The 23,738-nt window shown below is 68.2% G+C and carries 18 protein-coding genes; 11 read left to right on the top strand and 7 right to left on the bottom strand.

Annotated features, from left to right (window positions below; genetic code table 11):
• Positions 1-38: 38 nt before the first annotated feature.
• Genes OC534_RS12885 through OC534_RS12870 form a run of 4 tightly spaced genes read left to right on the top strand, consistent with a single transcriptional unit; the run spans position 39 to position 5,758 of the window.
• The gene (locus tag OC534_RS12885) at positions 39-2,594 is read left to right on the top strand and encodes a TonB-dependent receptor (protein WP_017355791.1); all 2,556 of its coding nucleotides are present in this window, start codon (positions 39-41) and stop codon (positions 2,592-2,594) included.
• Positions 2,594-3,697: a phytase gene (locus tag OC534_RS12880; RefSeq protein ID WP_262071946.1), complete on the top strand. Its 1,104-nt coding sequence runs from the start codon at positions 2,594-2,596 to the stop codon at positions 3,695-3,697. Before OC534_RS12885 ends, OC534_RS12880 begins: the two co-directional genes overlap by 1 nt.
• Complete coding sequence (locus OC534_RS12875; RefSeq protein ID WP_136005880.1) at positions 3,694-5,073, top strand: metallophosphoesterase family protein; 1,380 nt, start codon at positions 3,694-3,696, stop codon at positions 5,071-5,073. The genes OC534_RS12880 and OC534_RS12875 overlap by 4 nt, the downstream gene beginning before the upstream one ends.
• A 49-nt stretch (positions 5,074-5,122) precedes the next feature.
• A complete protein-coding gene (locus tag OC534_RS12870) occupies positions 5,123-5,758 on the top strand; it encodes an inorganic diphosphatase (RefSeq protein WP_262071945.1) in 636 nt (211 codons plus the stop codon).
• Positions 5,759-5,897: 139 nt separating this feature from the next.
• Here the strand turns inward: OC534_RS12870 and OC534_RS12865 are convergent, their stop codons facing one another.
• The 3 genes from OC534_RS12865 to OC534_RS12855 are packed head-to-tail and all read right to left on the bottom strand — an operon-like array spanning position 5,898 to position 7,410.
• Positions 5,898-6,224 carry a tetratricopeptide repeat protein gene (locus tag OC534_RS12865; protein WP_017355787.1) on the bottom strand — a complete coding sequence of 109 codons (327 nt, stop codon included), beginning with the start codon at positions 6,222-6,224 and terminating at the stop codon, positions 5,898-5,900.
• Positions 6,224-6,778, bottom strand: a complete 555-nt coding sequence (locus OC534_RS12860) for a flavin reductase family protein (RefSeq protein WP_136005884.1) — start codon at positions 6,776-6,778, stop codon at positions 6,224-6,226. The genes OC534_RS12865 and OC534_RS12860 overlap by 1 nt, the downstream gene beginning before the upstream one ends.
• A complete protein-coding gene (locus OC534_RS12855) occupies positions 6,778-7,410 on the bottom strand; it encodes a superoxide dismutase (protein WP_017355785.1) in 633 nt (210 codons plus the stop codon). The genes OC534_RS12860 and OC534_RS12855 overlap by 1 nt, the downstream gene beginning before the upstream one ends.
• Positions 7,411-7,597: 187 nt before the next feature.
• Between OC534_RS12855 and OC534_RS12850 the strand changes: the two genes are divergently transcribed.
• Positions 7,598-12,352 carry a DUF3320 domain-containing protein gene (locus OC534_RS12850; RefSeq protein ID WP_262071944.1) on the top strand — a complete coding sequence of 1,585 codons (4,755 nt, stop codon included), beginning with the start codon at positions 7,598-7,600 and terminating at the stop codon, positions 12,350-12,352.
• 42 nt (positions 12,353-12,394) lie between these two features.
• Here the strand turns inward: OC534_RS12850 and OC534_RS12845 are convergent, their stop codons facing one another.
• From OC534_RS12845 to OC534_RS12835, 3 genes are all read right to left on the bottom strand, one after another.
• On the bottom strand, positions 12,395-12,859 hold the full coding sequence (locus OC534_RS12845; protein WP_262071943.1) for a GNAT family protein: 465 nt from the start codon (positions 12,857-12,859) through the stop codon (positions 12,395-12,397).
• Positions 12,860-12,946: 87 nt separating this feature from the next.
• Positions 12,947-13,411: a hypothetical protein gene (locus OC534_RS12840; RefSeq protein ID WP_153164256.1), complete on the bottom strand. Its 465-nt coding sequence runs from the start codon at positions 13,409-13,411 to the stop codon at positions 12,947-12,949.
• Positions 13,408-14,007, bottom strand: coding sequence for a sigma-70 family RNA polymerase sigma factor (locus tag OC534_RS12835; RefSeq protein ID WP_153164255.1), 600 nt, complete (start codon positions 14,005-14,007; stop codon positions 13,408-13,410). The genes OC534_RS12840 and OC534_RS12835 overlap by 4 nt, the downstream gene beginning before the upstream one ends.
• Before the next feature lie 111 nt (positions 14,008-14,118).
• Here OC534_RS12835 and OC534_RS12830 point away from each other — a divergent pair, with 111 nt between their 5' ends.
• The 3 genes from OC534_RS12830 (at position 14,119) to OC534_RS12820 (ending at position 16,793) form a co-directional block, all read left to right on the top strand.
• On the top strand, positions 14,119-14,445 hold the full coding sequence (locus OC534_RS12830; RefSeq protein WP_017356096.1) for a hypothetical protein: 327 nt from the start codon (positions 14,119-14,121) through the stop codon (positions 14,443-14,445).
• Between the two features lie 116 nt (positions 14,446-14,561).
• Positions 14,562-15,971, top strand: a complete 1,410-nt coding sequence (locus OC534_RS12825; protein WP_026070779.1) for a deoxyribodipyrimidine photo-lyase — start codon at positions 14,562-14,564, stop codon at positions 15,969-15,971.
• Positions 15,972-16,097: 126 nt separating this feature from the next.
• A complete protein-coding gene (locus OC534_RS12820; protein WP_017356098.1) occupies positions 16,098-16,793 on the top strand; it encodes an OmpA family protein in 696 nt (231 codons plus the stop codon).
• Positions 16,794-16,913: 120 nt separating this feature from the next.
• Here the strand turns inward: OC534_RS12820 and OC534_RS12815 are convergent, their stop codons facing one another.
• Entirely contained in the window at positions 16,914-17,936 is a 1,023-nt protein-coding gene (locus OC534_RS12815) for a LysR family transcriptional regulator (protein ID WP_017356099.1), read from the bottom strand.
• Positions 17,937-18,299: 363 nt separating this feature from the next.
• On the opposite strand from OC534_RS12815, the gene OC534_RS12810 reads away from it, so the two are divergent.
• The 3 genes from OC534_RS12810 (at position 18,300) to OC534_RS12800 (ending at position 23,713) form a co-directional block, all read left to right on the top strand.
• Positions 18,300-19,073 (top strand): SDR family oxidoreductase, encoded by a 774-nt coding sequence (locus OC534_RS12810; protein WP_017356101.1) that lies wholly within the window; start codon positions 18,300-18,302, stop codon positions 19,071-19,073.
• Positions 19,074-19,160: 87 nt separating this feature from the next.
• A complete protein-coding gene (locus OC534_RS12805) occupies positions 19,161-20,381 on the top strand; it encodes an efflux RND transporter periplasmic adaptor subunit (protein ID WP_017356102.1) in 1,221 nt (406 codons plus the stop codon).
• A gap of 161 nt (positions 20,382-20,542) precedes the next feature.
• On the top strand, positions 20,543-23,713 hold the full coding sequence (locus OC534_RS12800) for a multidrug efflux RND transporter permease subunit (protein WP_017356103.1): 3,171 nt from the start codon (positions 20,543-20,545) through the stop codon (positions 23,711-23,713).
• The last annotated feature ends 25 nt before the right edge of the window (positions 23,714-23,738 follow it).

Raw genomic sequence — 23,738 nt, 5'->3', positions numbered from 1 at the left:
ACCGTGCTGACCCAATCTTTACACCGTTGGGGATAGCTGTGCAGAAGAAGTCACCGTTGGGGCTGGCCATCAGCCTGTCGTTGCTGGTCATGGCCAGTCCGTCCGCTTTCGCCGCCGATACGGCAGTCGCGACCGCGGCCGTCGGCGCCGAGGCGATCGATCTGGATCGCATTGAAGTCCGGCCGCAGCTGGAGTCGCAGACCCGCGCGGTCGACCTCAAGCGCAGCAGCGACGCCATCGAAGATGCCGTCTCCTCCGACGCGATGGGGGTGTACCCGGACAAGAATGTGGCCGAGTCGCTGCAGCGCCTGCCGGGCGTGAGCGTGACTCGCGACCAGGGCGAGGGGCGCTTCGTGGTCATCCGTGGCCTGGACGCGGCGCTGAACAGCGTCAGCGTCGATGGCATCGCCATCGGCACCCCGGAAGATTCCAGCCGCGCCGCGCCGCTGGACGTGATTCCCTCCGACTCGACCGAGCGCCTGCGCGTGGTCAAGTCGCCCACCCCGGACATGCCCGGCGATGCCATCGGCGGCGCGATCCTGGTCGAGTCGGCGTCGGCTTTCGACCGTGAAGGACGCAGCCTGCGCGGCAAGGTCGAAGCCAGCCACCAGCAGCTCTCCGGCAACACCAGCCCCAAGGCGGCCATCAACTACAGCGAAGTGTTCGGCGACACCCTGGGCGTCGCGCTGGGCGTGAACTACCAGAACCGCACGTTCGAGTCGGACAACACCGAGGTCGAGTACGGCACGTTCGACGGCGGCGCCGATGACGATCTGTTCGCCAACAGCCTGCAGCAGCGCAAGTACGAGATCGAGCGCAAGCGCATCGGCGCCAACCTCAACTTCGACTGGCGCCCCGACGACGACAACCGCTACTACCTGCGCACGCTGTACAGCCAGTTTGACGATGCCGAGACCCGCCAGCGTACCCTTTTCAATTTCGGTGATGGCGAGGTGACCGCGCGCGGCAACAACCAGTACACCATCGACGAACTCCCGGCCGATGCGATCCAGAAGCGCATGCGCTACCGCACCAAGAAGGAAAACACCTTCGCCGCCAGCCTCGGCGGCGAGAACCGGCTGACGGGCGCGGTGGTGGACTACAAGGTCGGCTACACGCGCACCGAAGAGCGCGTCAACGACGAGATGGAAGCGCGCTTCAAGTACAACGGCGACGACCTGACCGCCACCGTGGACCAGAACAGTGGCATTCCGCGCTACACGCTCAGCGATGCCGGTTGGATCAGCAACGCCAACTACGACTTCGACCGCGTGGTGCTGTCACCCAAGCAGGTCAACGACCAGGAGCGCAGCGCGCAGATCAACGTGCGTTTCGACGGTGATGCGTCCAGCTACAAGGTCGGGCTGCTTGGCCGCTGGCGCGACCGTGACGTGAACGTGGACGAGCGCGAGCTGCGCGTCGGCCCGAAGATCGCGCTGTCGGACTGGACCGCCGCCACCCCCGATCACCGTGGCGGCAACCTGGGCCAGGGCATGAGTTCGGATGCGATGCGTCGCTACTGGGCGCAGTCCGGCGGTCAGTACAGCGCACGTCCGCAGGACGCAGGCGGCAATGCGATGGCCTCGCTGGAAGAGGACTACACCGCCAGTGAAGACATCTTCGCCAGCTATGCGATGGGCACCTGGGATATCGGCGCGCTGCGCATCATCGGCGGCGTGCGCGTGGAGAACACCCGGTTCGCGGCCACCGGCAACAGCGTGGACGTGGCCAGCAATGGCCGCAGCTACACAGTCACCCCGTTGAACGTCAGCCGCAGCTACACCAGCGTGCTGCCTGGCCTGCACCTGCGCTACGACGCCGGCAGCGACTGGGTGCTGCGTGCGGCCGCCAACAAGACCGTGTCGCGCCCGTCATTCGGCGACATTGCCCCGCGCGTGGGCCTGAACCGGGGCGATGAGGAAGTGCGACTGGGCAACCCGCAGCTGGACCCGTACGAATCCAGGAACCTGGACCTGTCGGTGGAGAAGTACATCGGCAGCACCGGCATCGTATCGCTGGGGCTGTTCCACAAGTCGATCGACGGCTACATCGTCAGCACGCTCAGCAACAACGACCCGGCCTACCCGGGCTATGAAGTGACCCGGGTGATCAACGGCGACAAGGCCACCGTCCGCGGCGCCGAGTTCAATTGGCAGCAGCAGCTCGCCTTCCTGCCGTCCGGCTGGGACGGCCTGCTGGTGGGCGCCAGTGGCACCTGGCTGGACACCGACTTCGACCCCGGCCTGGCCGGCCGCGAGCGCGACGACTTCATGCTGCCGCGCGCCTCCAGGCACGTGTACAGCGCCCATGTCGGCTACGAGAAAGCGGGCTTCAGCACCCGCGTGGCGGCGGTCTACCGCAGCGAATACCTGGATACCCTCGGCGACAGCCGCGCCTACGACATCCATGTGGCGCCCAACACCCAGCTCGACTTCAGCCTGGACTACAAGATCACCGCGAACGTGAGCCTGTATCTGGAAGCGCAGAACCTGCTGGACAAGCCGCTGGAGCTCTATCAGGGCGTACGCTCGCGGACGCTGCAGAATGAAGAATACGGGCGCACCTACGCGCTCGGCCTGAAGGTGGCCCTGTGATGCGTACGACCCACACGCTTGGCCTGCTCGGCCTGGCATTGCTGACCGCCTGCGGCCAGCAGCCCGCACCCGCCGCGTCGGCGCCGGCGGCCGCTGCCGATGCCGCACGCAACATCGCCACAGTTGCCGAAGCCTTCGTCACGCCCATGACCCCGGCCGACAACATCGATTCGCCCGCCAGCTGGACCACGCCGGACGGCCAGCGCTGGCTGATCGCCACCGCCAAGGCCACCGACAAGCTGGTGGTCTACGACGGCCAGACCGGCACGCATCTGCGCGATGTCGGCAGTACGGGTACCGGCTTGGGGCAGTTCGTGCGGCCCAATGGCATCGCGGTGGTCGACGACCTGGTGCTGATCGTGGAGCGCGACAACCACCGCGTGCAGGTGCTGCGGCTGCCGGACTTCGCCCCGCTGGGCGTGTTCGCCGCCGACGACCTGCGCAAGCCATACGGCCTGTGGGTGAACAAGCGCGAGGGCGGCTACGACGTATACGTCACCGATTCCTACGATGCCGGTGAGGATGCCCAAGGCAACGACGTGCTGCCGCCGCTGGCCGAGCTGGACAAGCGCGTGCGCCGCTACGCCATGACGGTTCAGGGCGACAAGGCGCAGGGCACGCTCGTCTCGAGCATCGGCGACACCAGCGAGGCCGGTGCGCTGCGCGTGGTCGAGTCGATCTGGGGCGACCCGGCCAATGACCGTCTGCTGATCGCCGAAGAGGATGAAACCTACGCCAGCGAGTTCAAGGTATACACATTGGCGGGCAGGTTCACCGGCACCACCTTCGGCCGCGACGCCTTCAAGGCGCAGGCCGAGGGCGTGATGCTGCGGACCTGCGACAAGGACGGCTGGTGGATCACCACCGAGCAGGGCAAGCAGCGCAGCGTGTTCCATCTGTTCGACCGCCGCACCTTCAAGCATGTGGGTGCCTTCCAGGGCAATACGGTGGCCAACACCGATGGCATCTGGCTCGATCCGCATGCGTCGCCGCGCTTCCCCGACGGCGTGCTGTATGCCGTGCACGACGACCAGGGCGTGGTGGCCTTCGACTGGGCCAGCGTGGCCCGGCAGTTGTCGCTGCCGCTGGAGTGCGCGCCATGACCCGCGGCTGCCTCGGTGCTGCCGCGCTGGCGTTGTCTCTGCTGCTGGCCGGCCCGGTAGTCGCGAAACAGGCCGACAGCACCGCCGAACCGAACACCCAGGTACCGGTCGGCAATCGCCACTACGCGGCGACCGGCTTCCCTGACCGTATCGTGGCCTCGCCGGCGCAGGACGCCGCGCGCGGCGTCGGCGTGTCGTGGCGGACCGATACGACGGTCAATGCGCCGGTGCTGGAGTGGGTGCTGGCGGGCGATTCGCCGGACGTCGGCACGCCTGTCCGCGTGGTCGCTGCCACCCGCGCGCTGGACACCGAGAACGGTCCCGCCCACTACCACCGCGCCGACATGAGCGGCCTTGCACCGGACACGCTGTATCTGTGGCGGGTGCAGGGGCAGGGGACCTGGAGTGCCTGGAACCAGCTGCGCACCGCCGGCACCGCGCAGCAACCGCTGACGCTGCTGTACTTCGGCGACACCCAGAACAAGAACCTCAGCCATGTTTCGCGGGTGCTGCGTGCCGGGCTGAAAGCCGCGCCGGACGCCCGCCTGAGCCTGTTCGCCGGTGACCTGGTCAGCGGCGGCGACGGCCAGGACGACAGCGAATGGGGTGAATGGTTCGCCGCTGCCGGCTGGCTGCCGCAGGAAACGGCCGTGGCGCCGGCGATCGGCAACCACGAGTACGTCGAGGAGTTCGAGGACACCCCGCAGGAGCGCCGCGTGCTCGGCAGGCATTGGCCGGTCACTTTCGCGCTGCCGCGCAATGGCGTGGCCGCTGCCGACACCAGTACCTACTGGTTCGACTACCAGGGCGTGCGCATCGCGGTGCTCGACGGCACCTCGGCGCTGGATCTGGGCAGCGCCGCCGCACAGGCGGCGTGGCTGGACAAGGTGTTGGCCGACAACCCGCACCCGTGGAGCATCGTGCTGCTGCACCAGCCGTTCTACTCCCCACGCGAAGGGCGCGAGAACGCCGAGCTGCGCGACGTGCTGCTCCCGGTGGTGCGCCGCCACCGCGTCGATCTGGTGCTGCAGGGCCACGACCACACCTACGGGCGTCGCGGCGAAGGCGACGCCGCCACGCCGCAGTTCGTGGTCACCGTGGCAGGCCCGAAGCAGTACCGGTTGTCGGCGCAGGCCCGTGCCACTATGGCGCCGGTGGGTGAGGACACCCAGTTGTTCCAGGTGCTGAAGATCGATCCCCAGCACCTGCGCTACGAGGCGCGCACGGTCACCGGGCGGCTGTACGACGGGTTCGAGTTGACGCGCCGCGCCGATGGCGTCAAACAGAAGGTTGAACTGACCGATGGCCGAATCGCACCCCGCGACTGCACCCGCACACAGACCTTGAAGGGCCGCGCGGACCGTTGCTGGGAATGACCTGTATGCCGGGCGGCTGCGAGCTGCCCGGCCATCGCTGGAGAGAAGGATGGACATGCACCGCACGGCGTCCCGGATGGTGATCGCCACGTTCCTGTTGCTGCTGGCCGGTGCCGGCACCGCCACCAACGCGGTGCTGCACCCGTTCCTGGCCGCGCAGCCGAAGGAAGCTCCCGAGGAAGCGAACCTGGCCGTGGAGATTCCGGCCGGCAGTTTCACCAAGTACGAAATCAAGGAGGACGGGCTGGTGCACGTGGACCGCTTCCAGTCGATGCCGGTGGCGTACCCGGCCAACTACGGCTCGATGCCGCGCACCCTGGCCGGCGACAACGACCCCCTCGACGCGTTGGTGTTGACCCGGGAGCCGTTGCATCCGGGGGTGATTGTGCGGTTCCGCCCGATCGGCTACCTGAAGATGGTGGACAACGGCGAGCAGGACGAGAAGGTGATCGGCGTTCCGACCGACAAACTCGACCCCACCTACGCCGGCATCCGTGACCTCGAGGATCTGCCGCTGATCGAGCGCCAGCGCATCGAGGCGTTTTTCCGCGTCTATAAAGATCTGCCCGCGGGACGCAACCCGGTGCAGCTCACCGGCTGGGGCACGGCGGCCGAGGCCCGGGCCCTGATCCGCGCGTCCATGCAGCGTTTCGATCTGCAGCAGCAGCGCCGCAAGGGTGACTGAGCCTGCGTCTCTGGACGCACGGGGGGGGACGGCGATCCGGGAGATGCGGCTGTGCGGGCTGGGCGGGACAACGCAGTATGTGTGTCCGGCGTCATGACGCCACTCAGCAAGGGCCTGTCCGGATGACGCAGGCGCAGCCTCATGCCTGCGTTGCACGGGCTTTCAGCGCGCGTCGCAGGAACACGGTCATCTCCTTCTCCGCCTGCCTGTCGCCATTGTGCGTGGCCACCGCGATGCCGCGTCGCCATGCCTGGGCGGCGGCCGCCGCGTCGCCAGCCGCCAGGCAGGCTTTGCCCAGCAGCTTCCAGCCGGCCGAGTAGTCCGGGTCCTGGGCCACGCACTGCGCCAGGTGCGTGGTGGCCAGGGCCGGATCGCCTGCGTCGAGCAGGCCCTTGCCGAGGCTGAAGCGCAGCAGCGGGCCATCGCGGCCGCGGTCCAGCAGCTGTTGCAGCGCCTGGATGTCCATTATGGCGTCCTGAGATGGGCATACCGCCCACGATGGAAGGCAAGCGTATCGCCTGGGGCCGTCTCCACGCGGGCGACCCGGCCCAGGATCATCATGTGGTCGCCGCCGGGCAGCGTCCGCTCCACCGTGCACAGCAGATGCCCCACCGCATCGCGGACCACCGCGATGCCACTGGCATGCGGCGTGATCGCGTCCGGCAGGGGGGTATGCCGGAGGCGACCATCGGCAAAGTGACGGGCGATCGCGGTCTGGCCGGCCGCCAGGATGCTGATTCCAAACGGCTGGCCAGGCCGGTACAGCGGCAGGTCCAGCGAGTGCGCGCACAGGCTCCACATGATCAGTGGCGGGTCCAGCGACAGCGAGGCGAACGAATTGATGGTCATCGCCCGCAGTGCGCCGTCTTCGGCGCGGGTGGTGACCACGGCCACGCCGGTGGGGTACTGGCCGAAGGCATGGCGCAGTGCCGCAGCCGTCAAGGTGGCGTCGCCGGGCAGGTCCAGCGCGGGCACGTCCGCGCCTGCCCGGCCGTGATCCAGCGCTGGACCTGCGTCCATCAGCGTCCGCCCGCGGCGTGGAAGCGGCGCGTCACTTCGGCCCAGTCGATCAGTTGGAAGAACGCGGCGATGTAGTCGGGACGACGGTTCTGGTAGTTCAGGTAATACGCATGTTCCCAGACATCCAGACCCAGGATCGGCGTGCCGCCCGACAGCCCGGCGACATCGCCCATCAGCGGGCTGTCCTGGTTGGCGCTGCTTTCCACCCGCAGCGTGCCATCGGGCATCAGGGTGAGCCACGCCCAGCCACTGCCGAAGCGGGTCTGAGCGGCCTTGGTGAATGCCTCCTTGAAGGCCGCGTAGCCCCCCAGGTCACGGGCGATCGCCTCGGCCACCGGGCCTTGCGGCTCGCCGCCGCCGCTGGGGCTGAGCACGGTCCAGAACAGGCTGTGGTTGGCGTGGCCGCCGCCATTGTTGCGCACGGCAGTGCGCAGCGCGTCCGGCAGCGCCTCCAGATCGGCGATCAGCGTTTCCACCGGCGTCTGGTCGATACCGGCATCGGCGAGTGCCGCGTTGAGGTTGTTGATGTAGGTCTGGTGGTGGCGTGCGTGGTGGATCTCCATCGTGCGCGCGTCGAAGTGCGGTTCCAGCGCCTCGTAGGCGTAGGACAGGGTGGGGAGGGTGTAGGTCATCGGTACGGCTCCAGAAAGGAGGCGTCACCATAGAACCTCAATGTAAGTTGAGGTCAAGCGTCCGCGTCCGGCACATGGCATCATTCCCGGTCAGGGTCCCGCGTGGACCACCGGACCAGTACGCCGTGCAGCCCCAGTTCCCCCCGGTGTGGTGCTGGCCGGCCGGATCATCAGAGGAACATCGGCGATGAGCATCAGGGATACGCTGCAGGCGCAACGTCGCGTGCTGCTTGATCTTACCTATCGCAACCGGCTGCTGAACCTGCCGAAGAAGCCCTCCAGCCGCTCGCTGGTGTTTCACGACGAGCGCGCCGTGCCGACGCTGCAGACGCTGCTCGATCGCAAGGCCATGACCTTCGCGGCGGTGGGCGGCGATGCCGACGTGGAGGGCATCGCCGAAACGGAATCAGCCGTGGAAGCGGACCTGCCCGCACTGCCGCAGCCCGGCGACGAGCCGGCCGACCCCGCCACGCTGGCCGCGCACCATACCGACTCGCGCCTGCAGACCCGGCTCAAGTCCGAACACCTGCAGAAGCGCCTGCTGGACATGTACTACGAGTACCGCACCATGCTCGAAGAGCAGGGCGTCAACGTGCTGTACCTCGCCTTGGGGCAACTGGCCTTCCGTGAGCCGTCCGCGGCCGCCGACGAGGTCCGCCACGCGCCGCTGGTGCTGCTGCCGGTGGTGCTGGAGCGCAAGAGCGCGCGCGATCGCTTCGCCCTGCGCTGGGCCGAAGAGGACCCGCAGGAGAACCTGTCGTTGCGCGAGAAGCTCCGGGTGGATTTCGGCATCGTGCTGCCACCGTTCCCCGACGCCGATACGTTCGACCTGGCGGCGTACTTCGATGCGGTGCGCGCCTGCGTTGCCGCCCAGCCCGGCTGGAGTGTGCTGGACAACGCACTGCAGCTCGGCTTCTTCTCGTTTTCCAAACTGCTGATGTTTCTCGACCTGGACCCGGAAAAATGGCCGGCCGGCAACCCGATCGATCAGAACCGGCTGGTCCGCGGCCTGCTCGGCGAGGGGTTCGACAGCTGTGACAGCGACCTGCCGGCCGAAGGCCCCGGGTTCCTGGATGCGCTGATTCCCGCAGCCGATCTCAAGCACGTCATGGATTGCGACAGCTCGCAGGCGCTGGCCATCGAAGCCGTGCGTCGCGGCCAGGACCTGGTCATCCAGGGGCCGCCGGGCACCGGCAAGTCGCAGACCATCGCCAACCTGATCGCCACTGCGGTCGGTGATGGGCGCAAGGTGTTGTTCGTCTCGGAAAAGATGGCCGCGCTGGAGGTGGTCAAGCGCCGCCTCGAGAACGTCGGGTTGGGGCCGCTGTGCCTGGAGCTGCACAGCAACAAGGCCAACAAGCGCAGCGTGCTGGAAGAACTCGGCCGCACGCTGCAGATCGGCCGGCCGGAAGCGACGGACGTGGCAGGGGGCGTGGCGCGGCTGGATGCGCTGCGCGACCAGCTCAACGATCACGCCATGCGCATGCACGCTCCGGTCGGAAAGGCCGGGATGACGCCGTTCCGCATTCTGGGCGAGTTGATCCGTGGCCTGCCCCGCGCGGGTCGGCCGCCGTACCGGATCGACGATGCCGGCGCATGGTCGCGGGCCGATCTGGACCAGCGCAGTGCAGTGCTGCGCGAGGTCTGCGCGGTGCTGCCGCGGGTGGGGAATCCGCAGGCGCATGTGTGGCGGGGCGTCGCGCACGGCCCGGTGCTGCGCACCCAGGCGGAGGATATGGTGGCCGCCAACGCGCCGCTGGCGGCGGCCGTCCAGGCTGCGGTGGACGCTGCCGACGGGTTGGGGGCGGCGCTGGGTGTGCCGGCTGCCGCAGACCTGCGCGCGCTGGAGCAGCAATGCCAGGTGGCTGACATGCTGGCGGCCGCGCCGGCTTTCGACCGCAGCACCATCGCCTCGGGTGTGTGGACGGCGGGGCTGGGCTCGCTGCGCGACGCGCTGCAGCAGGGGCAGGTACTCACACGCATGCGCGCCGCCCGCGTCGATCAGGTCATCGACATGGCGTGGTCTGCGGACTGGGTTCCGCAGCGGTTGGCGATCGCCGCGCACGGCGACCGCCTGCTGCGGATCTTCAACGGCAGCTACCGCCAGGCCATCGCCCAGCTGCGCAGCGTGATGAAGGGCCCGCTGCCCAACGGCACGGCCGCGCGCCTTGCGCTGCTGGATGATCTGATCACCGCGCGAGGCGCGGAGGCCGCGCTGACCGCGATCGCGCCCACCGCCACGGCGGCGTTCGGCTCTGTCTGGCAGGGTGCCGCCACGGACTGGGCCCTGGCCGAGTCGATTCTCGGCTGGGTGCAGCAGTCGCCCCCGCTGGGTGGGTTGGACACGCGTGAGCTGGCCGCGGTGCTGCAGGACCGGCAGGGCCTGGCCACGGCGACCGCGCGGGCACGCGCGGCGTTGTCGGCGGTTGCGATGCAGTGGGAGATGTTTGCCACGCGGTTGCAGGTCGATACGGTCCAGGCCGTGGCGGCGCCTTGCCTGGAGCAGGCGGCGCTGGACCACCTGCAGCGCCGGTCCGCTGCCTGGGCAGTGGATGTGGACGGCTTGCTGGCCTGGCTGGCCTATGCCGAAGCGGCCCGCCGCGCGGATGCGCTGGGCCTGCAGGCGCCGCTGGCGCTGGCCGTTGTGGAGGGGCATACGCCGGACCAGGCCGAGGCGCTGTATCACTGTGCGTTCCACCTGGCGATGCTGACGCTGGCCACCACGGCTGACCCGGCATTGGCGGCGTTCGACGGGCGGCAGCACGAGACACTGGTGGCCCAGTTCCGCCAGTGGGACCGCACGCGCCTGCGCCTGGCCCAGGTCGAGGCGGCCGAGGCCCACCATGCCGGCCTGCCACGTGGTGGCGTGGACGGCATTGGCGCCCTGGGGACGCTGCGCAGCGAAATCGCCCGCAAGCGCAACCACATGGCCCTGCGTCGCCTGTTCCGTCTGTGCGCCTCGCCGATCCAGACGATCAAACCGGTATTCATGATGAGCCCGCTGTCGGTCGCGCAGTTCCTGGAGCCCGGCGCCATCGACTTCGATCTGCTGGTGATCGACGAAGCCAGCCAGGTCGAGCCGGTGGATGCGCTCGGGGCGATCGCGCGCTGCCGCCAGATCGTGGTCGTGGGCGACGACAAACAGCTGCCGCCCACCTCGTTCTTCGCCCGCCTGGGCGGCGCCGAAGACGACCCGGTCGAGGAAGAGGGCGCACAGGCCAGGGACCTGGAAAGCGTGCTGTCGCTGTGCGCGGCCAAGGGGCTGCCCCAGCGCATGCTGCAGTGGCACTACCGCAGCCGCCACGAATCGCTGATCGCGGTGTCCAACAAGACCTTCTACGAGGGCAAGCTGTTCATCGTGCCGAGCCCGGACCGTGAGCGCAGCCAGTCCGGCCTGCGCCTTCGCTACCTGCCGGAAGGTCGCTTCGACCGTGGCAACACCTACAGGAACGATGTCGAAGCGGCCGCCATCGCCGAGGCCGTGGTCGACCACGCGCGGCACAGCCCGCAGTTGACGCTGGGCGTGGGGGCGATGTCGGTCCGCCAGCGCCAGGCGATCAGCGACGCGCTGGAACTGGCGCGTCGGCAGCACCCCGAGCTGGAAGCGTTCATCGGCCGCCATCCGCATGAGCCGTTCTTCGTCAAGAACCTGGAGAACATCCAGGGCGACGAGCGCGATGTCATCCTGATTTCGATCGGCTACGGTCGCGCCAAGGGCGATGGCAAGCTCTACCAGGGCTTCGGTCCTCTGAACGCCGATGGCGGCCATCGCCGCCTCAACGTGCTGATTACCCGTGCACGCCAGCGCTGCGAAGTGTTCAGCAGCATCACCGCCGACGACATCCGCGTGGATGAGCGCACCCGCCTTGGCGTCGTCGCGCTGAAAGCGTTCCTGCAGTATGCCGAGAAGGGCGACCTGGGCGTGGCCCAGCCCACCGGTCGCGGTGTTGACTCGCCCTTCGAGGCGGCGGTGCAGGAGGCGCTGGCCGCGCAGGGCTTCCAGGTGGACAACCAGGTCGGTGTGGCGGGCTTCTTCATCGATCTGGCGGTGGTCGATCCGGATGCGGCGGGCCGCTATCTGCTGGGCATCGAATGCGATGGCGCGGCTTACCACGCCGCCCCGTCGGCGCGCGACCGCGACCGGCTGCGCCAGGAAATCCTGGAAAACCACGGCTGGAACATCCACCGGATCTGGAGCACCGACTGGTTCCAGCGCCCCGAGGCGGAGCTGCAGCGCCTGCTCGCCGCGCTGGCCGACGCACGCCAACGGCAGGCAGGAGGCGTGTCCACCCGCGCACCGACCGAGATCGAGGCGGCGGTGCCGGTGCCTGCGGTGCAGCGCCGGATCGACGGGGGGACGCTGTACGGCGGCGCCGACGACGGCGGCGCGGTGGCCTACGTGCAGGCGGATTTCGCGCCGGCACACGCCGCGCTGGCCCCGCACGATGTGCCGCTGGGCAGCATGGCCGCCACCGTCGAGCGCATCGTGGAGATCGAAGGTCCGATCCACGAAGACGAGATCATCGCGCGCGTGCGCGACCTGTGGAACCTGCAGCGCGCCGGTTCACGCATCCAGGCTGCGGTCCAGGCGGCATTGGCGCATGCCGGTCGCGGCGGCACGCTTGCGGTTGAAGACGGCTGCTATCTCCGCGACGGCAGTCCCGTGGTGGTGCGCAACCGCATGACCGCCACCTCGCGCTCGCTGCGCCGCCCGGAGATGCTGCCGCCCCAGGAGATCCGCCAGGCGCTGCTGGAGGTGATCGAAGGCGCGCACGGCGCGGGCGCCGATGAAGTGGCCGTGCCGGTGGCGCGGCGGCTGGGTTTCCAGGCAATCAGCCAGCCGCTGCGCGAGCGCATCGCCGCACAGGTGCAGGTACTGCTCGACCACGGTCGCCTGGAAGCGCGCAACGGCGCGCTGTGCGTGACCGCACCCGCGGCCTGATCGATGCGGCTGCCGGGTGGGCCGGCAGCCGGGAAGCGCTGGTTACGGCAGCTCCAGTGCCCAGCACAGGACGGGCCCGGCATCGGCATCCATGCCGTGGCCGACCTGCAGGAACCCGTTGCGCGCCAGCACCCGCTGGGAGGCGATGTTGTCCACCGCGGTTTCGGCGGTGAGCTTTCGCAGGCGTCCGTCGCGTGCGCACCAGCGCACCAGCTCGCCGATGGCCCGGGTGGTGATGCCGCGCCCCTGGCGATCCGGCGCGATGCCGTAGCCGATGTTCAGGTCGCCATCGATGGGGATGCGCATGGCCGAGCACAGACCAACCGGCTGGCCGTCATCGAGTATCAGCCAGGCGGCTGGCACGAATGCCGGCTCGATGCAGGCCGCGAGCCCGGCGAGCAGATGCAGCACCTCCGGCGGGGCGAGGGCGCTGCCCGGATCGAACGGGTGCTGGCGGGCGTCATGGTGCAGTGCGCGCAGCGCAGTGGCCGTAACGGGAAGGATCATGGGTCTCCCGGATCTGGGCAGGCGCTGGACAACGGTCCTTCTGCTGGTGGACCCCGGCGATTCCAGCACATGCCGGGGTGCCGCACGCTAGCGGAGGCGTGCGCGGCCGGGCGCCCGGGGGATCGCACCGGCATGGTGCAGCGCATACCGCAGCAGGGGCCGGATGGCCCAGGTGGCCAGTGCGCACAGGGCGCAGGCCAGCAGCCAGTGGCCGCCGTCGCGCGTCAGGGCATGTTCGATCGCCTGCCACCAGGTCCGGGCATGCGCGGCGGCGGCGGCAGAGAGGGTGACAGCCAGTGCGACGAACAGCGGTGGCAGCAACCAGCGTTCCAGACCGACGCTCCTGCGCGGGGTGATCTGGCGGGCGACCGTGGTGGCGAAATCCGCTGGCGGCGCGCTGCGCGGCAGAGTGCGCAGCGCCTGGGCGATCTGCAGGTAATCGCGGCTGTCCGCATCCATCGGTGCCGCGGGAGGCGCCATCGCTGCCCGCCGGCCGCATTCCTGTGCCTGCCAGTGCGCATCCTCGGCGCGCGTGCGTGGATCGGTGCTCATGCGGGTTCCCCCAGGTGCGAGTGAAGCAGGGTGCGCAGGCGCGCGCGGCTGCGGAACAGGTGGCTCTTGATGGTGCCTTCGGCCAGATCGGTCAGGTGGGCGATCTCGGCGATGGACAGCTCCTCCAGATGATAGAGCGTCAGTACGGTGCGCTGCAGGGGCGGCAGCGCATCGATCGCCGCATGCAGCAGGGCATGCACTTCATCCTGCGACGCCATCGCTTCCACGTCCACGCCATCGCTCACCTGTTCGACCCGCCACTGGCCGTCCTCGTCGTCGTGGACGTCGGCGATGGGGATGCGGCGACGCTCCAGATGGCGGCGGGCGACCGAGTACGCCACCTGCGCCACCCAGGACTTCAGCGCGCTGTCGCCGCGGTACTGGTGCAGGGACCGGTGCACACGCAGGAACACCTCCTGGCACAGCTCGCGCGTATCGTCGGGGTGTCGCACCATGCGCTCGACGATATGCCAGCACAGACCCTGGTAGGCCGTCACCAGCTGTTCGAACGCGCCGCGCCGACCGGCCAGCACAGCCTCGACCAGGGCGCGGTCGGCCTGCAGGATCGTTTCGTCGGTGGCCAGGGAAGTGGGCATGACGCTAGAGATACGTCGGCGGGGCGATCGGTTGCAATGGATCGGCTGCAACCGACGGCCCGCCGGCCGTATCTCCTTGCACACCCCAAACCCGAACGGAGCAGCCACCTCATGGATTTCAACCTCATTCTTCCGATGCTTCTGATTGTGTGCATCGTGTACACCATCAAAACCATCGTCGATGCCGCCACCCGCCGCCGCATCATCGAGGCGCGAGGCTCGGAGGAGCTTGTGCGCTCCCTGCTGGAAGGCGATGCGAACAAGCGCCGGCTGGCCTCGCTGCACTGGGGCTGCGTGCTGCTGCTGCTCGCGCTCGCCCTGGGTCTGATCGACGTGCTCGGCATCACCGAGGTCACCCCTGGTGCGATCGGTCTGCTGCTGGGCGCGACCGGTGTCGGCAACCTGGTCTATTACCTGTTGCAGCGGCGGATCCGCTGACTGCACCACGCTGCGGCGCGCGAACGGCACGCGTGCAGCCTCGCATGGCGGTGCGCACGCGCTGCCTTCACCGCAGATGGCTATCATGGCCGCTGTCCAGAAGTGAGGCGATGCGCGTGTCGGTAGCGCTGCTGTGGTTCCGTCGAGACCTGCGACTGCAGGACAACCCCGCATTGCAGGCCGCGCTCGATGCCGGCCACGATGTGGTGCCGGTGTACATCCACGCCCCCCATGAGGAGGGCGACTGGGCGCCGGGCGCGGCGTCCGATGCCTGGCGGCACCGCTCGCTGGCGGCACTGGACGCGGATCTGCGCGCACGTGGCACGTCGCTGGTGCTGCGCGCCGGCGACAGCCTGCCGACCCTGCAGGCCCTGATCGCGCAGACCGGCGCCGAAGCGGTGTACTGGAACCGCAAGTACGAACCGGCCACGCAGCCGCGCGATGCGGCCATCAAACGCACGCTGCGCGAGCAGGGCATCGAGGCGCAGAGCTGCAATGGCAGCCTGTTGTTCGAACCCTGGGACGTGGCCACTCAGCAGGGGCAGCCGTACAAGGTGTTCACCCCATACTGGCGCAACGTGCTCAGCCACTGGAGGCTGCCCGCACCGCAGCCGGCGCCGCGCGCGCTGGTGGGGCATCCGGTGGACAGCCTGGCGTTGGACGCGCTGCAGTTGGCGCCCACGCTGGACTGGGATGCCGGCTTCTGGACGCACTGGCAGCCTGGCGAGGCCGGTGCCGAGGAGGCGCTGTCGGTGTTCGTGGAAGGGGCACTGCGCGGCTACCGCGAGCAGCGCGACCTGCCGGACCGGGTCGGTACATCGCGGCTGTCGCCGCACCTGCACTTTGGTGAAATCGCGCCCTGGCGGATCGCGCATGCGCTGGAAGGCCTGCGCAGCGCCGCGACCGACGCCGACATCGACGGCTATCTGCGCCAGCTCGGCTGGCGCGACTTTTCCTACCACCTTCTGCATCACTTCCCGAAGACGCCCACCGACAACCTCAACCCGCGTTTCGACCGCTTTGCCTGGGCCACGCCCAGCGCCACGCAGCTGCACGACTGGCAACGCGGCCGCACCGGCGTGCCGATCGTCGATGCCGGCCTGCGTGAGCTGTGGCAGACCGGCTACATGCACAACCGCGTGCGCATGATCGTGGCCAGCTACCTGTGCAAGCATCTGCGCGCCCACTGGTCGCACGGCGCGCGCTGGTTCTGGGACACGCTGGTGGATGCCGATCTGGCCAACAACACGATGGGGTGGCAATGGGTGGCCGGTACCGGGGCCGATGCCGCGCCGTACTTCCGCATTTTCAACCCGGTGACGCAGGCGCAGAAGTTCGATCCGCAGGCGCGCTACATCACCCGTTGGGTACCCGAGCTGGCTGCGCTGCCGGTGAAGGCGCGCTTTGCGCCGTGGCAGTTCCCGACCGAGCTGGCCGCGCTCGCGCCGGGCTATCCGCCCGTGCCGATGGTCGATCTGTCCACCGGGCGCGACGCGGCGCTGGCGGCGTATCGGCAGACAGGCTGACCGGCGGGTCAGCTAGCTGAACACGGGGTTGCTGGCGATGCCGTTCATCATCCCGGCATCGCGCGGGCGTGTTTATTCTTCATGCCGTCCGCACGCCGCCAGCCCGGCACCCTAGGAGATAACACCATGATCCGACCTGCAATCCGTAACGCGACCCTGGCCCTGATGACTGCCGCCGCCCTGTCGGCCTGCGCCACCGGTGGTTCGTACGTGCAGAGCGACCAGTACGGCAACCCGACCGAGCAGCAGAGCCGTACCGGCCGCAATGCGCTGATCGGCACCGCCATCGGTGTCGCTGCTGGCCTGCTGACCGGCGACAGCGCCACCGAGCGCCGCCAGCATGCGATGGTCGGTGCCGGTATCGGCGCACTGGCTGGCGCCGGCGTTGGTGCGTACCAGAACCGCCAGGAAGCCGCGCTGCGCCAGCGCACCGCCAATACGGGCATCGACGTGCAGCGCCAGGGCGACAACATCGTGCTGAACCTGCCGGATGGCATCACCTTCGATTTCGGCAAGTCCGCCCTGAAGCCGCAGTTCTACAGCGCCCTCAACGGCGTCGCGAGCACGCTGAAGGAGTACGACCAGACCATGATCGAAGTGGTCGGCCATACCGACAGCATCGGCAGCGATGCGGTCAACAACCGCCTGTCCAAGGAGCGCGCCGACTCGGTCGCCTCCTATCTGACCGCGCAGGGCGTGCAGAGCGTGCGCATGGAAACGCTGGGTGCGGGCAAGGCCTATCCCATCGCCGACAACAGCACCGATGCCGGCCGCGCGAAGAACCGCCGCGTGGAAATCCGCGTGATTCCGCTGACGCAGTAAAGCGCCCGGACGCGCTTCATCGCCGCGCACCGGCGATGGTGCTGCAACACCGAAATGCCGCCCGAAAGGGCGGCATTTCCGCAGGTGGAGACCGGTGGCGGGACCTGCCGTCGCCCGACCTCAATTGGCGGTCACGGTCTCCAGGATGCGTTTGCCGGTTTCCTGCAGCTCGGCTTCTGCCTGGGTCTGCTGCTGCTTGGCCAGCTTGGCCGCCGGGCACTGCGCCAGCATGTAGTTGGCGTCGAAGTTGAGCTTCTCGACCAGGAAGTCCACGAACGCGCGCACCTTCGGCGAGACCAGCCGGCCACCGGCGAATACCGCGTTGAAATCCACTTCGGGACCGGTCCAGCCGGCCAACACGCGGCGCACCATGCCCGATTCCACGAACGGCTTGGCCATCACATCGCCGGTCAGCAGCAGGCCTTCGCCGCACACCAGCGCACCGTTCAGTGCCGACGGATCGTTGGCCACCAGCAGCGGATTGACCGGGAAATCGCGCAGCTCGCCACCGTTCTCGCCCAACTGCCAGAAGAACCGGTTGTTGTTGAGGTTGCGCGCCTTGCGCATCGCCAGGATGCGGTGGAACTGCAGCTCATCGGGATGCAGCGGCTCGCCGTAGCGCTCGATGTAGGCCGGGCTGGCAAACACCTGCGTGCGCAGGCTGCCCAGCTTGCGCGCCACCAGATTGGAGTCGGGCAGGGTGCCCACGCGCAGCGCCAGGTCGGCTTCCCCGGCGATCAGGTCGAGCTTCTCGTTGCCCAGGTGCATGTCCAGCTGGATTTCCGGGTACTGCGCGTGGAACTGCCCGAGCAGCGGTGCGATCCACGTAATGCCGATCGAGTAGGGCACGGTGAAGCGCAACCAGCCGCGGGGGCCGGACTGCAGCTGGCTGACCGCGCCTTCGGCTTCTTCCAGCTCGCGCGCGATGCGTTGGCAATGCTCGTGATACACCGAGCCGGCCTCGGTGAGACCGAGGCGACGCGTGGTCCGGTGCAGCAGGCGCGCGCCGAGGCGCGTTTCCAGTTCCTGTACTTTGCGGCTGACCGTGGTCTTGGGCAGGCCCAGGGCGGTGGCGGCGGCGATGAAACTGCCTTGCTCGACCACTTTGACGAAGATCAGCGTGTCGTTGAGATCGTGGGCCATGACGGAGGTCCATTGTCGGGGGAGGGGACGTCCGGCGGATTGTGCCGGGGACGGGACGATTATTCCCTTTAATCCGGACTAATCAAGTGGGAGTTTGGGGTCTATCGTGGCGCCATTCCCGTTATGCAGGACGACAACCATGTGGTTGCGGAACATTCTTGGCCGCGTGCTCAGCGGCCGCAAAGCCCCGCTGGACCTGGCGATGACCGTTGAGAAGCGCCCCGGCGCCTTCTCCCACAAGGCCTTCCGTGAATTCACCCCGCCTGCCAACCTGCAGCGCGGCGGTGCCTTCCGACTGGCCCCCCGTGCGGGCGACCGACTGGGCCGAATTGGGATTATCCCGGCGACGGGAGTGAAAGTCCCATGAATGGGATATTGGCTCCCGAGGTGCTGGTGCTTGGCGGCACCGGCAACGTCGGCCAGGGCATCGTGGCGGCCCTGCTCGAAGCGGGCAGTCCGGTGCTGGTGGTCGGCCGTGACCCGGGTCGCCTGGCTGCGCTGCGCGACCAGTTCGCTGATGAGCCGGCGCTGGAGACGCTGCTGGGTTCGGTGGCCGACGACGCTTCGGCGCGCACGCTTGCCGAACGCATCGCCGCGCGCCCGCGCCCGCTTGCCGCGGTCGTGGCCAGCCTCGGGGCACCGCTGCGGCGGGGCCGGTTGATCGACCAGCCCTCGTCGTGGCTGATGGAGCGCATCGAGCGCGACCTGGTCCCGCACGTCAACGCCGCCCATCACCTGGTGCCGCTGCTTGCGCAGCGCGCGCCGGGTGCGCGTTATGTGGTCATTGGCAGCCCGTGTGGGCTGCGCCCGTGGTCCGGTCACGGCGATGCCTCGGTGTCGTCCGCCGCCATCCGCATGTTCGTGCAGGTCCTGCACGAGGAAGCGCAGGGCGTCGGCGTACGCGCGCAGATGCTGGAAGTCACTCATCCGGTGTGCACGCCAGGCAATGCCGCCAACGCCTGCGTGGAATGGCCGAGCGCGCTGGCTGTTGGCCGCCGTGTGGTGTCGGTGCTGGATGGTTGCCGCGACATGCGCCCGTTCCTCCGCTGCGACAGCACCGATGCCGCGCTGCCCAAGGGACTGCTGCGCATCGATGCGCCCGCCGTGCCGTGGCGCAACTCGCTGGATATGGCTTGACCTGAACATAAGTTGAGGTCGCAGGATGCCGCACCCCGTTTTTGAACACCTCTGTTTTCCTATCGTCACCACCCCCAGGACATCGTCATGACGCACTCCCCCTCTTCGAAGAACCTTGCCCGGCGCCTCGCGCTCGGGACTGTGACCGCTTTGGCCCTGGCGGTGATTGTCGGTTGCAGTGGTGGCCACGCCGAAACCGCCGGCCCGCCGCCGCCGTCGGTCAGTGCCGCGCCCGTGCTGGTCAAGCAGGTCAGCCAATGGGATGACTTCAGTGGCCGTGTCGAAGCGGTTGAAAGCGTGGAGTTGCGCCCGCGCGTTTCCGGCTACATCGACAAGGTCAACTATGTCGAAGGCCAGGAAGTAAAGAAGGGCGACGTGCTCTTCACCATCGACGCGCGCAGCTACCGCGCCGAACTGGCCCGCGCCGACGCCGAACTGGCCCGTGCGCGTACCCAGGCGCAGGTCAGCCGCAGCGAAGCCGAGCGCGCCCGCCGCCTGTCCGACCAGCAGGCCATCTCCACCGAAACCTGGGAACAGCGCCGTGCCACCGCCGAACAGGCGCAGGCGCAGGTGCAGGCCGCGCAGGCGGCCGTGGATGCGGCGCGCCTCAATGTCGAATTCACCCAGGTGCGTGCGCCGATCAATGGCCGTGCCGGCCGCGCGATGGTCACTGCCGGCAACCTGGTCACCGCCGGCGACAGCGCCAGCGTGCTGACCACGCTGGTCTCGCTGGACAAGGTGTTTGTCTACTTCGACGCCGATGAAGGCACCTTCCTGCGCTATGCGCAGATGGCCCGCAACGGCGAACGTCCCAGCGAGCGCGACAGCGAACTGCCGGTCCGGGTCGGTCTGTCGGGTGAGGAGGGCTATCCGCACAGCGGCAAGGTCGACTTCCTCGACAACCAGGTCACCCGCAGCACCGGCACCATCCGTGTCCGCGCGCTGCTGGACAACGCAGACCGTGCCTTCACCCCAGGCCTGTTCGCCCGCGTGCAGCTGCTCGGCAGCGGCCAGTTCCAGGCCATGCTGATCGATGAGAAGGCCGTGCTGACCGACCAGGACCGCAAGTACGTGTACGTGGTCGACAAGGACGGCAAGGCGCAGCGCCATGACATCCAGCTCGGCCGCACCGCCGATGGGCTGCGCATTGTCGAGCAGGGCCTCAAGGCCGGCGACCGCGTGATCATCGACGGCGTGCAGAAGGTCTTCATGCCCGGCATGCCCGTGCAGGCCAAGGCGGTTGCGATGCAGCCGGTTGCCGCGCCGGCGGCTTCCCCGGCGGTTGCACAGGCCACCGCACTGAAGTGAAGCGCCGCCGGCTGACCATCGTCTCCACATAGCAGCCGACCCACCCTCGGCTCTGCCGTTTCTGCCATCGCCCCATGCAGGGGCACCCTGCCACCGCTGTCGCCTTCGACAGCGGCCGGGGCCCTGCATGCCGGCGTTGGTGAACACCCAGGAATCCACCAATGGACTTTTCCCGTTTCTTCATCGACAGGCCGATTTTCGCGGCGGTGTTGTCGATCGTGATCTTCGCCGCCGGCCTGATCTCCATACCGATGCTGCCGATCGGCGAGTACCCCGAAGTGGTGCCGCCGTCGGTCGTGGTGCGCACCGTCTACCCGGGTGCGAACCCGAAGGTGATCGCTGAAACCGTCGCCACCCCGCTCGAAGAGGCCATCAACGGCGTCGAGGGCATGATGTACCTCAAGTCGGTGGCCGGCTCGGACGGTGTGCTGCAGATGACCGTCACCTTCCGCCCGGGTACCGACCCGGACGAGGCGGCGGTGAAGGTGCAGAACCGCGTCGCCCAGGCGCAGGCACGCCTGCCCGAGGACGTACGCCGGCAGGGTGTCACCACCCAGAAGCAGTCGCCGACGTTCCTGATGGTCGTGCACCTGACTTCGCCCAATGGCAAGTACGACACCCTGTACCTGCGCAACTACGCCCGCCTGCACGTCAAGGACGCGCTGGCCCGGATTCCCGGCGTCGGCGATGCGCAGATCTTCGGCGGTGGCGACTACGCCATGCGCGCCTGGCTGGACCCGGACAAGGTTGCCGCGCGCGGCCTGACCGCGTCGGATGTGGTCGGCGCGATGCGCGAGCAGAACGTGCAGGTCTCGGCCGGCCAGCTGGGCGCCGAGCCGATGCCCAACAGCCAGTTCCTGACCCTGATCAATGCCCAGGGCCGCCTGCGCAGCGAGCAGGAGTTCGGTGACATCGTGCTCAAGAGCGGCGCCGATGGCGAAGTGGTGCGCCTGTCGGACGTGGCCCGCGTCGAGCTGGGGGCGGGCGATTACACCCTGCGCTCGCAGCTGGACGGCAAGAACGCCGTGGGCATCGGTATCTTCCAGGCCCCCGGTGCCAACGCGCTGGAGATCCGTGATGCCGTGATCGGCACGATGGATGAAATGCAGAAGGCCTTCCCGGCCGACGTGAAGTACGAAGCGGTGTACGACACCACCATCTTCGTGCGCGATTCGATCAAGGCGGTGGTTTCGACCCTGCTGGAAGCCATCGCGCTGGTGGTGCTGGTGGTGATCCTGTTCCTGCAGACCTGGCGCGCCTCGATCATTCCGTTGATCGCGGTGCCGGTGTCGATCGTGGGTACGTTTGCCGCACTGTACGTGCTTGGCTTCTCGATCAATACGCTGAGCCTGTTTGGCCTGGTGTTGGCGATCGGCATCGTGGTCGATGACGCGATCGTGGTGGTGGAGAACGTCGAGCGCAACATCGAGGAGGGCCTGTCGCCCACCGCAGCGGCGCATCAGGCGATGAAGGAAGTGTCCGGCCCGATCATCGCGATCGCGCTGGTGCTGTGTGCGGTGTTCGTGCCGATGGCCTTCCTGTCCGGCGTGACCGGCCAGTTCTACAAGCAGTTCGCCGTCACCATCGCCATCTCCACGGTGATCTCCGCGATCAACTCGCTGACCCTCTCGCCGGCCCTGGCCGCGCGCCTGCTCAAGCCGCACGGTGCGCCCAAGGATGGCCCGAGCCGTCTGATCGACCGCCTGTTCGGGTGGGTGTTCCGTCCGTTCAACCGCTTCTTCAAGTCCAGCTCTGAAAAGTACGAGCGTGGCGTGTCCAAGATCCTCGGCCGTCGTGGCGCAGTGTTCGTGGTGTACGCGGTACTGCTGGTGGGTACCGGCTTCATCTTCAAGCTGGTGCCGCCGGGCTTCATCCCGACCCAGGACAAGCTGTACCTGATCGCCGGTGTGAAGCTGCCGGAAGGTTCCTCGATCGCGCGTACCGATGAAATGCTGCGCAAGGTCGCCAAGATCGCCCAGGAAACCGACGGCGTGGCCCACACCATTTCGTTCCCGGGCCTGAACGCGCTGCAGTTCACCAATACGCCCAACACCGGCGTGGCGTTCATTCCGCTCAAGCCCTTCAATGAGCGCCACGGACGCACTGCCGCGGAGATCAACGCCGAGATCAACCAGAAGATCGCCGGGCTGCAGGAAGGCTTCGCCTTCGCGATGATGCCGCCGCCGATCCTCGGGCTGGGCAACGGCAACGGCTACCAGATGTTCATCGAGGACCGTGGCAACCTGGGCTATGGCGCGCTGCAGAACGCCGTGCAGGCGATGCAGGGTGCGGTGGCGCAGACGCCGGGCATGGCCTTCCCGATCACCAGCTACCAGGCCAACGTGCCGCAGCTGGATGCCGAGGTGGACCGCGTCAAGGCCAAGGCCCAGGGCGTGCAGCTGACCCAGTTGTTCGACACGCTGCAGACCTACCTTGGTTCCTCCTACGTCAACGACTTCAACCAGTTCGGTCGCACCTGGCAGGTGATCGCCCAGGCCGACGGCCAGTTCCGTGACAGCGTGGAAGACATCGGCAAGCTGCGTACCCGCAATGACCGTGGCGAGATGGTGCCGATCGGTTCGATGGTGACGGTCAAGCAGACCTTCGGCCCGGACCCGGTGCTGCGCTTCAACGGCTATCCGGCTGCCGACCTGGCCGGCGAAGCCGACCCGCGGATGCTGTCCTCGGCCGAGGCGATGAACAAGCTGACCGAAATCGCCGGGCAGGTGCTGCCGGTGGGCATGACCACCGAGTGGACCGACCTGAGCTACCAGCAGGCCACGCAGGGCAAGGCCGCCTTCATCGTGTTCCCGGTGGCGATCCTGCTGGCGTTCCTGGTGCTGGCCGCGCTGTATGAGAGCTGGTCGCTGCCGCTGGCGGTGATCCTGATCGTGCCGATGACCCTGTTGTCCGCGCTGTTCGGCGTGTGGCTGACCGGCGGTGACAACAACGTGTTCGTGCAGGTTGGCCTGGTGGTGCTGATGGGCCTGGCGTGCAAGAACGCGATCCTGATCGTCGAGTTCGCCCGGGAGCTGGAGATGGGCGGCAAGGGCATCGTGGAAGCCGCGCTGGAAGCCTGCCGTCTGCGTCTGCGCCCGATCGTGATGACCTCCATCGCCTTCATCGCCGGCACCATCCCGCTGGTGCTCTCGCACGGCGCCGGTGCGGAGGTACGCTCGGTTACCGGCATCACCGTGTTCGCCGGCATGCTGGGCGTGACCCTGTTCGGCCTGTTCCTGACCCCGGTGTTCTATGTGGCCCTGCGCAAGTTCGTCAGCCGCAACGGCGGCGGCAAGCTGGTGACCCACGGCGAACCCACCCTTCACCATTGATTCCTTCCCCCGCGAGGTTGTTCAC

This window comes from Stenotrophomonas sp. Marseille-Q5258, from assembly GCF_946900935.1.
GTDB classification, from domain to species: Bacteria; Pseudomonadota; Gammaproteobacteria; order Xanthomonadales; family Xanthomonadaceae; genus Stenotrophomonas; species Stenotrophomonas nematodicola.
Note: the sequence above shows the minus strand (reverse complement) of the source record. Positions and strands in the feature narration are given on the sequence as shown.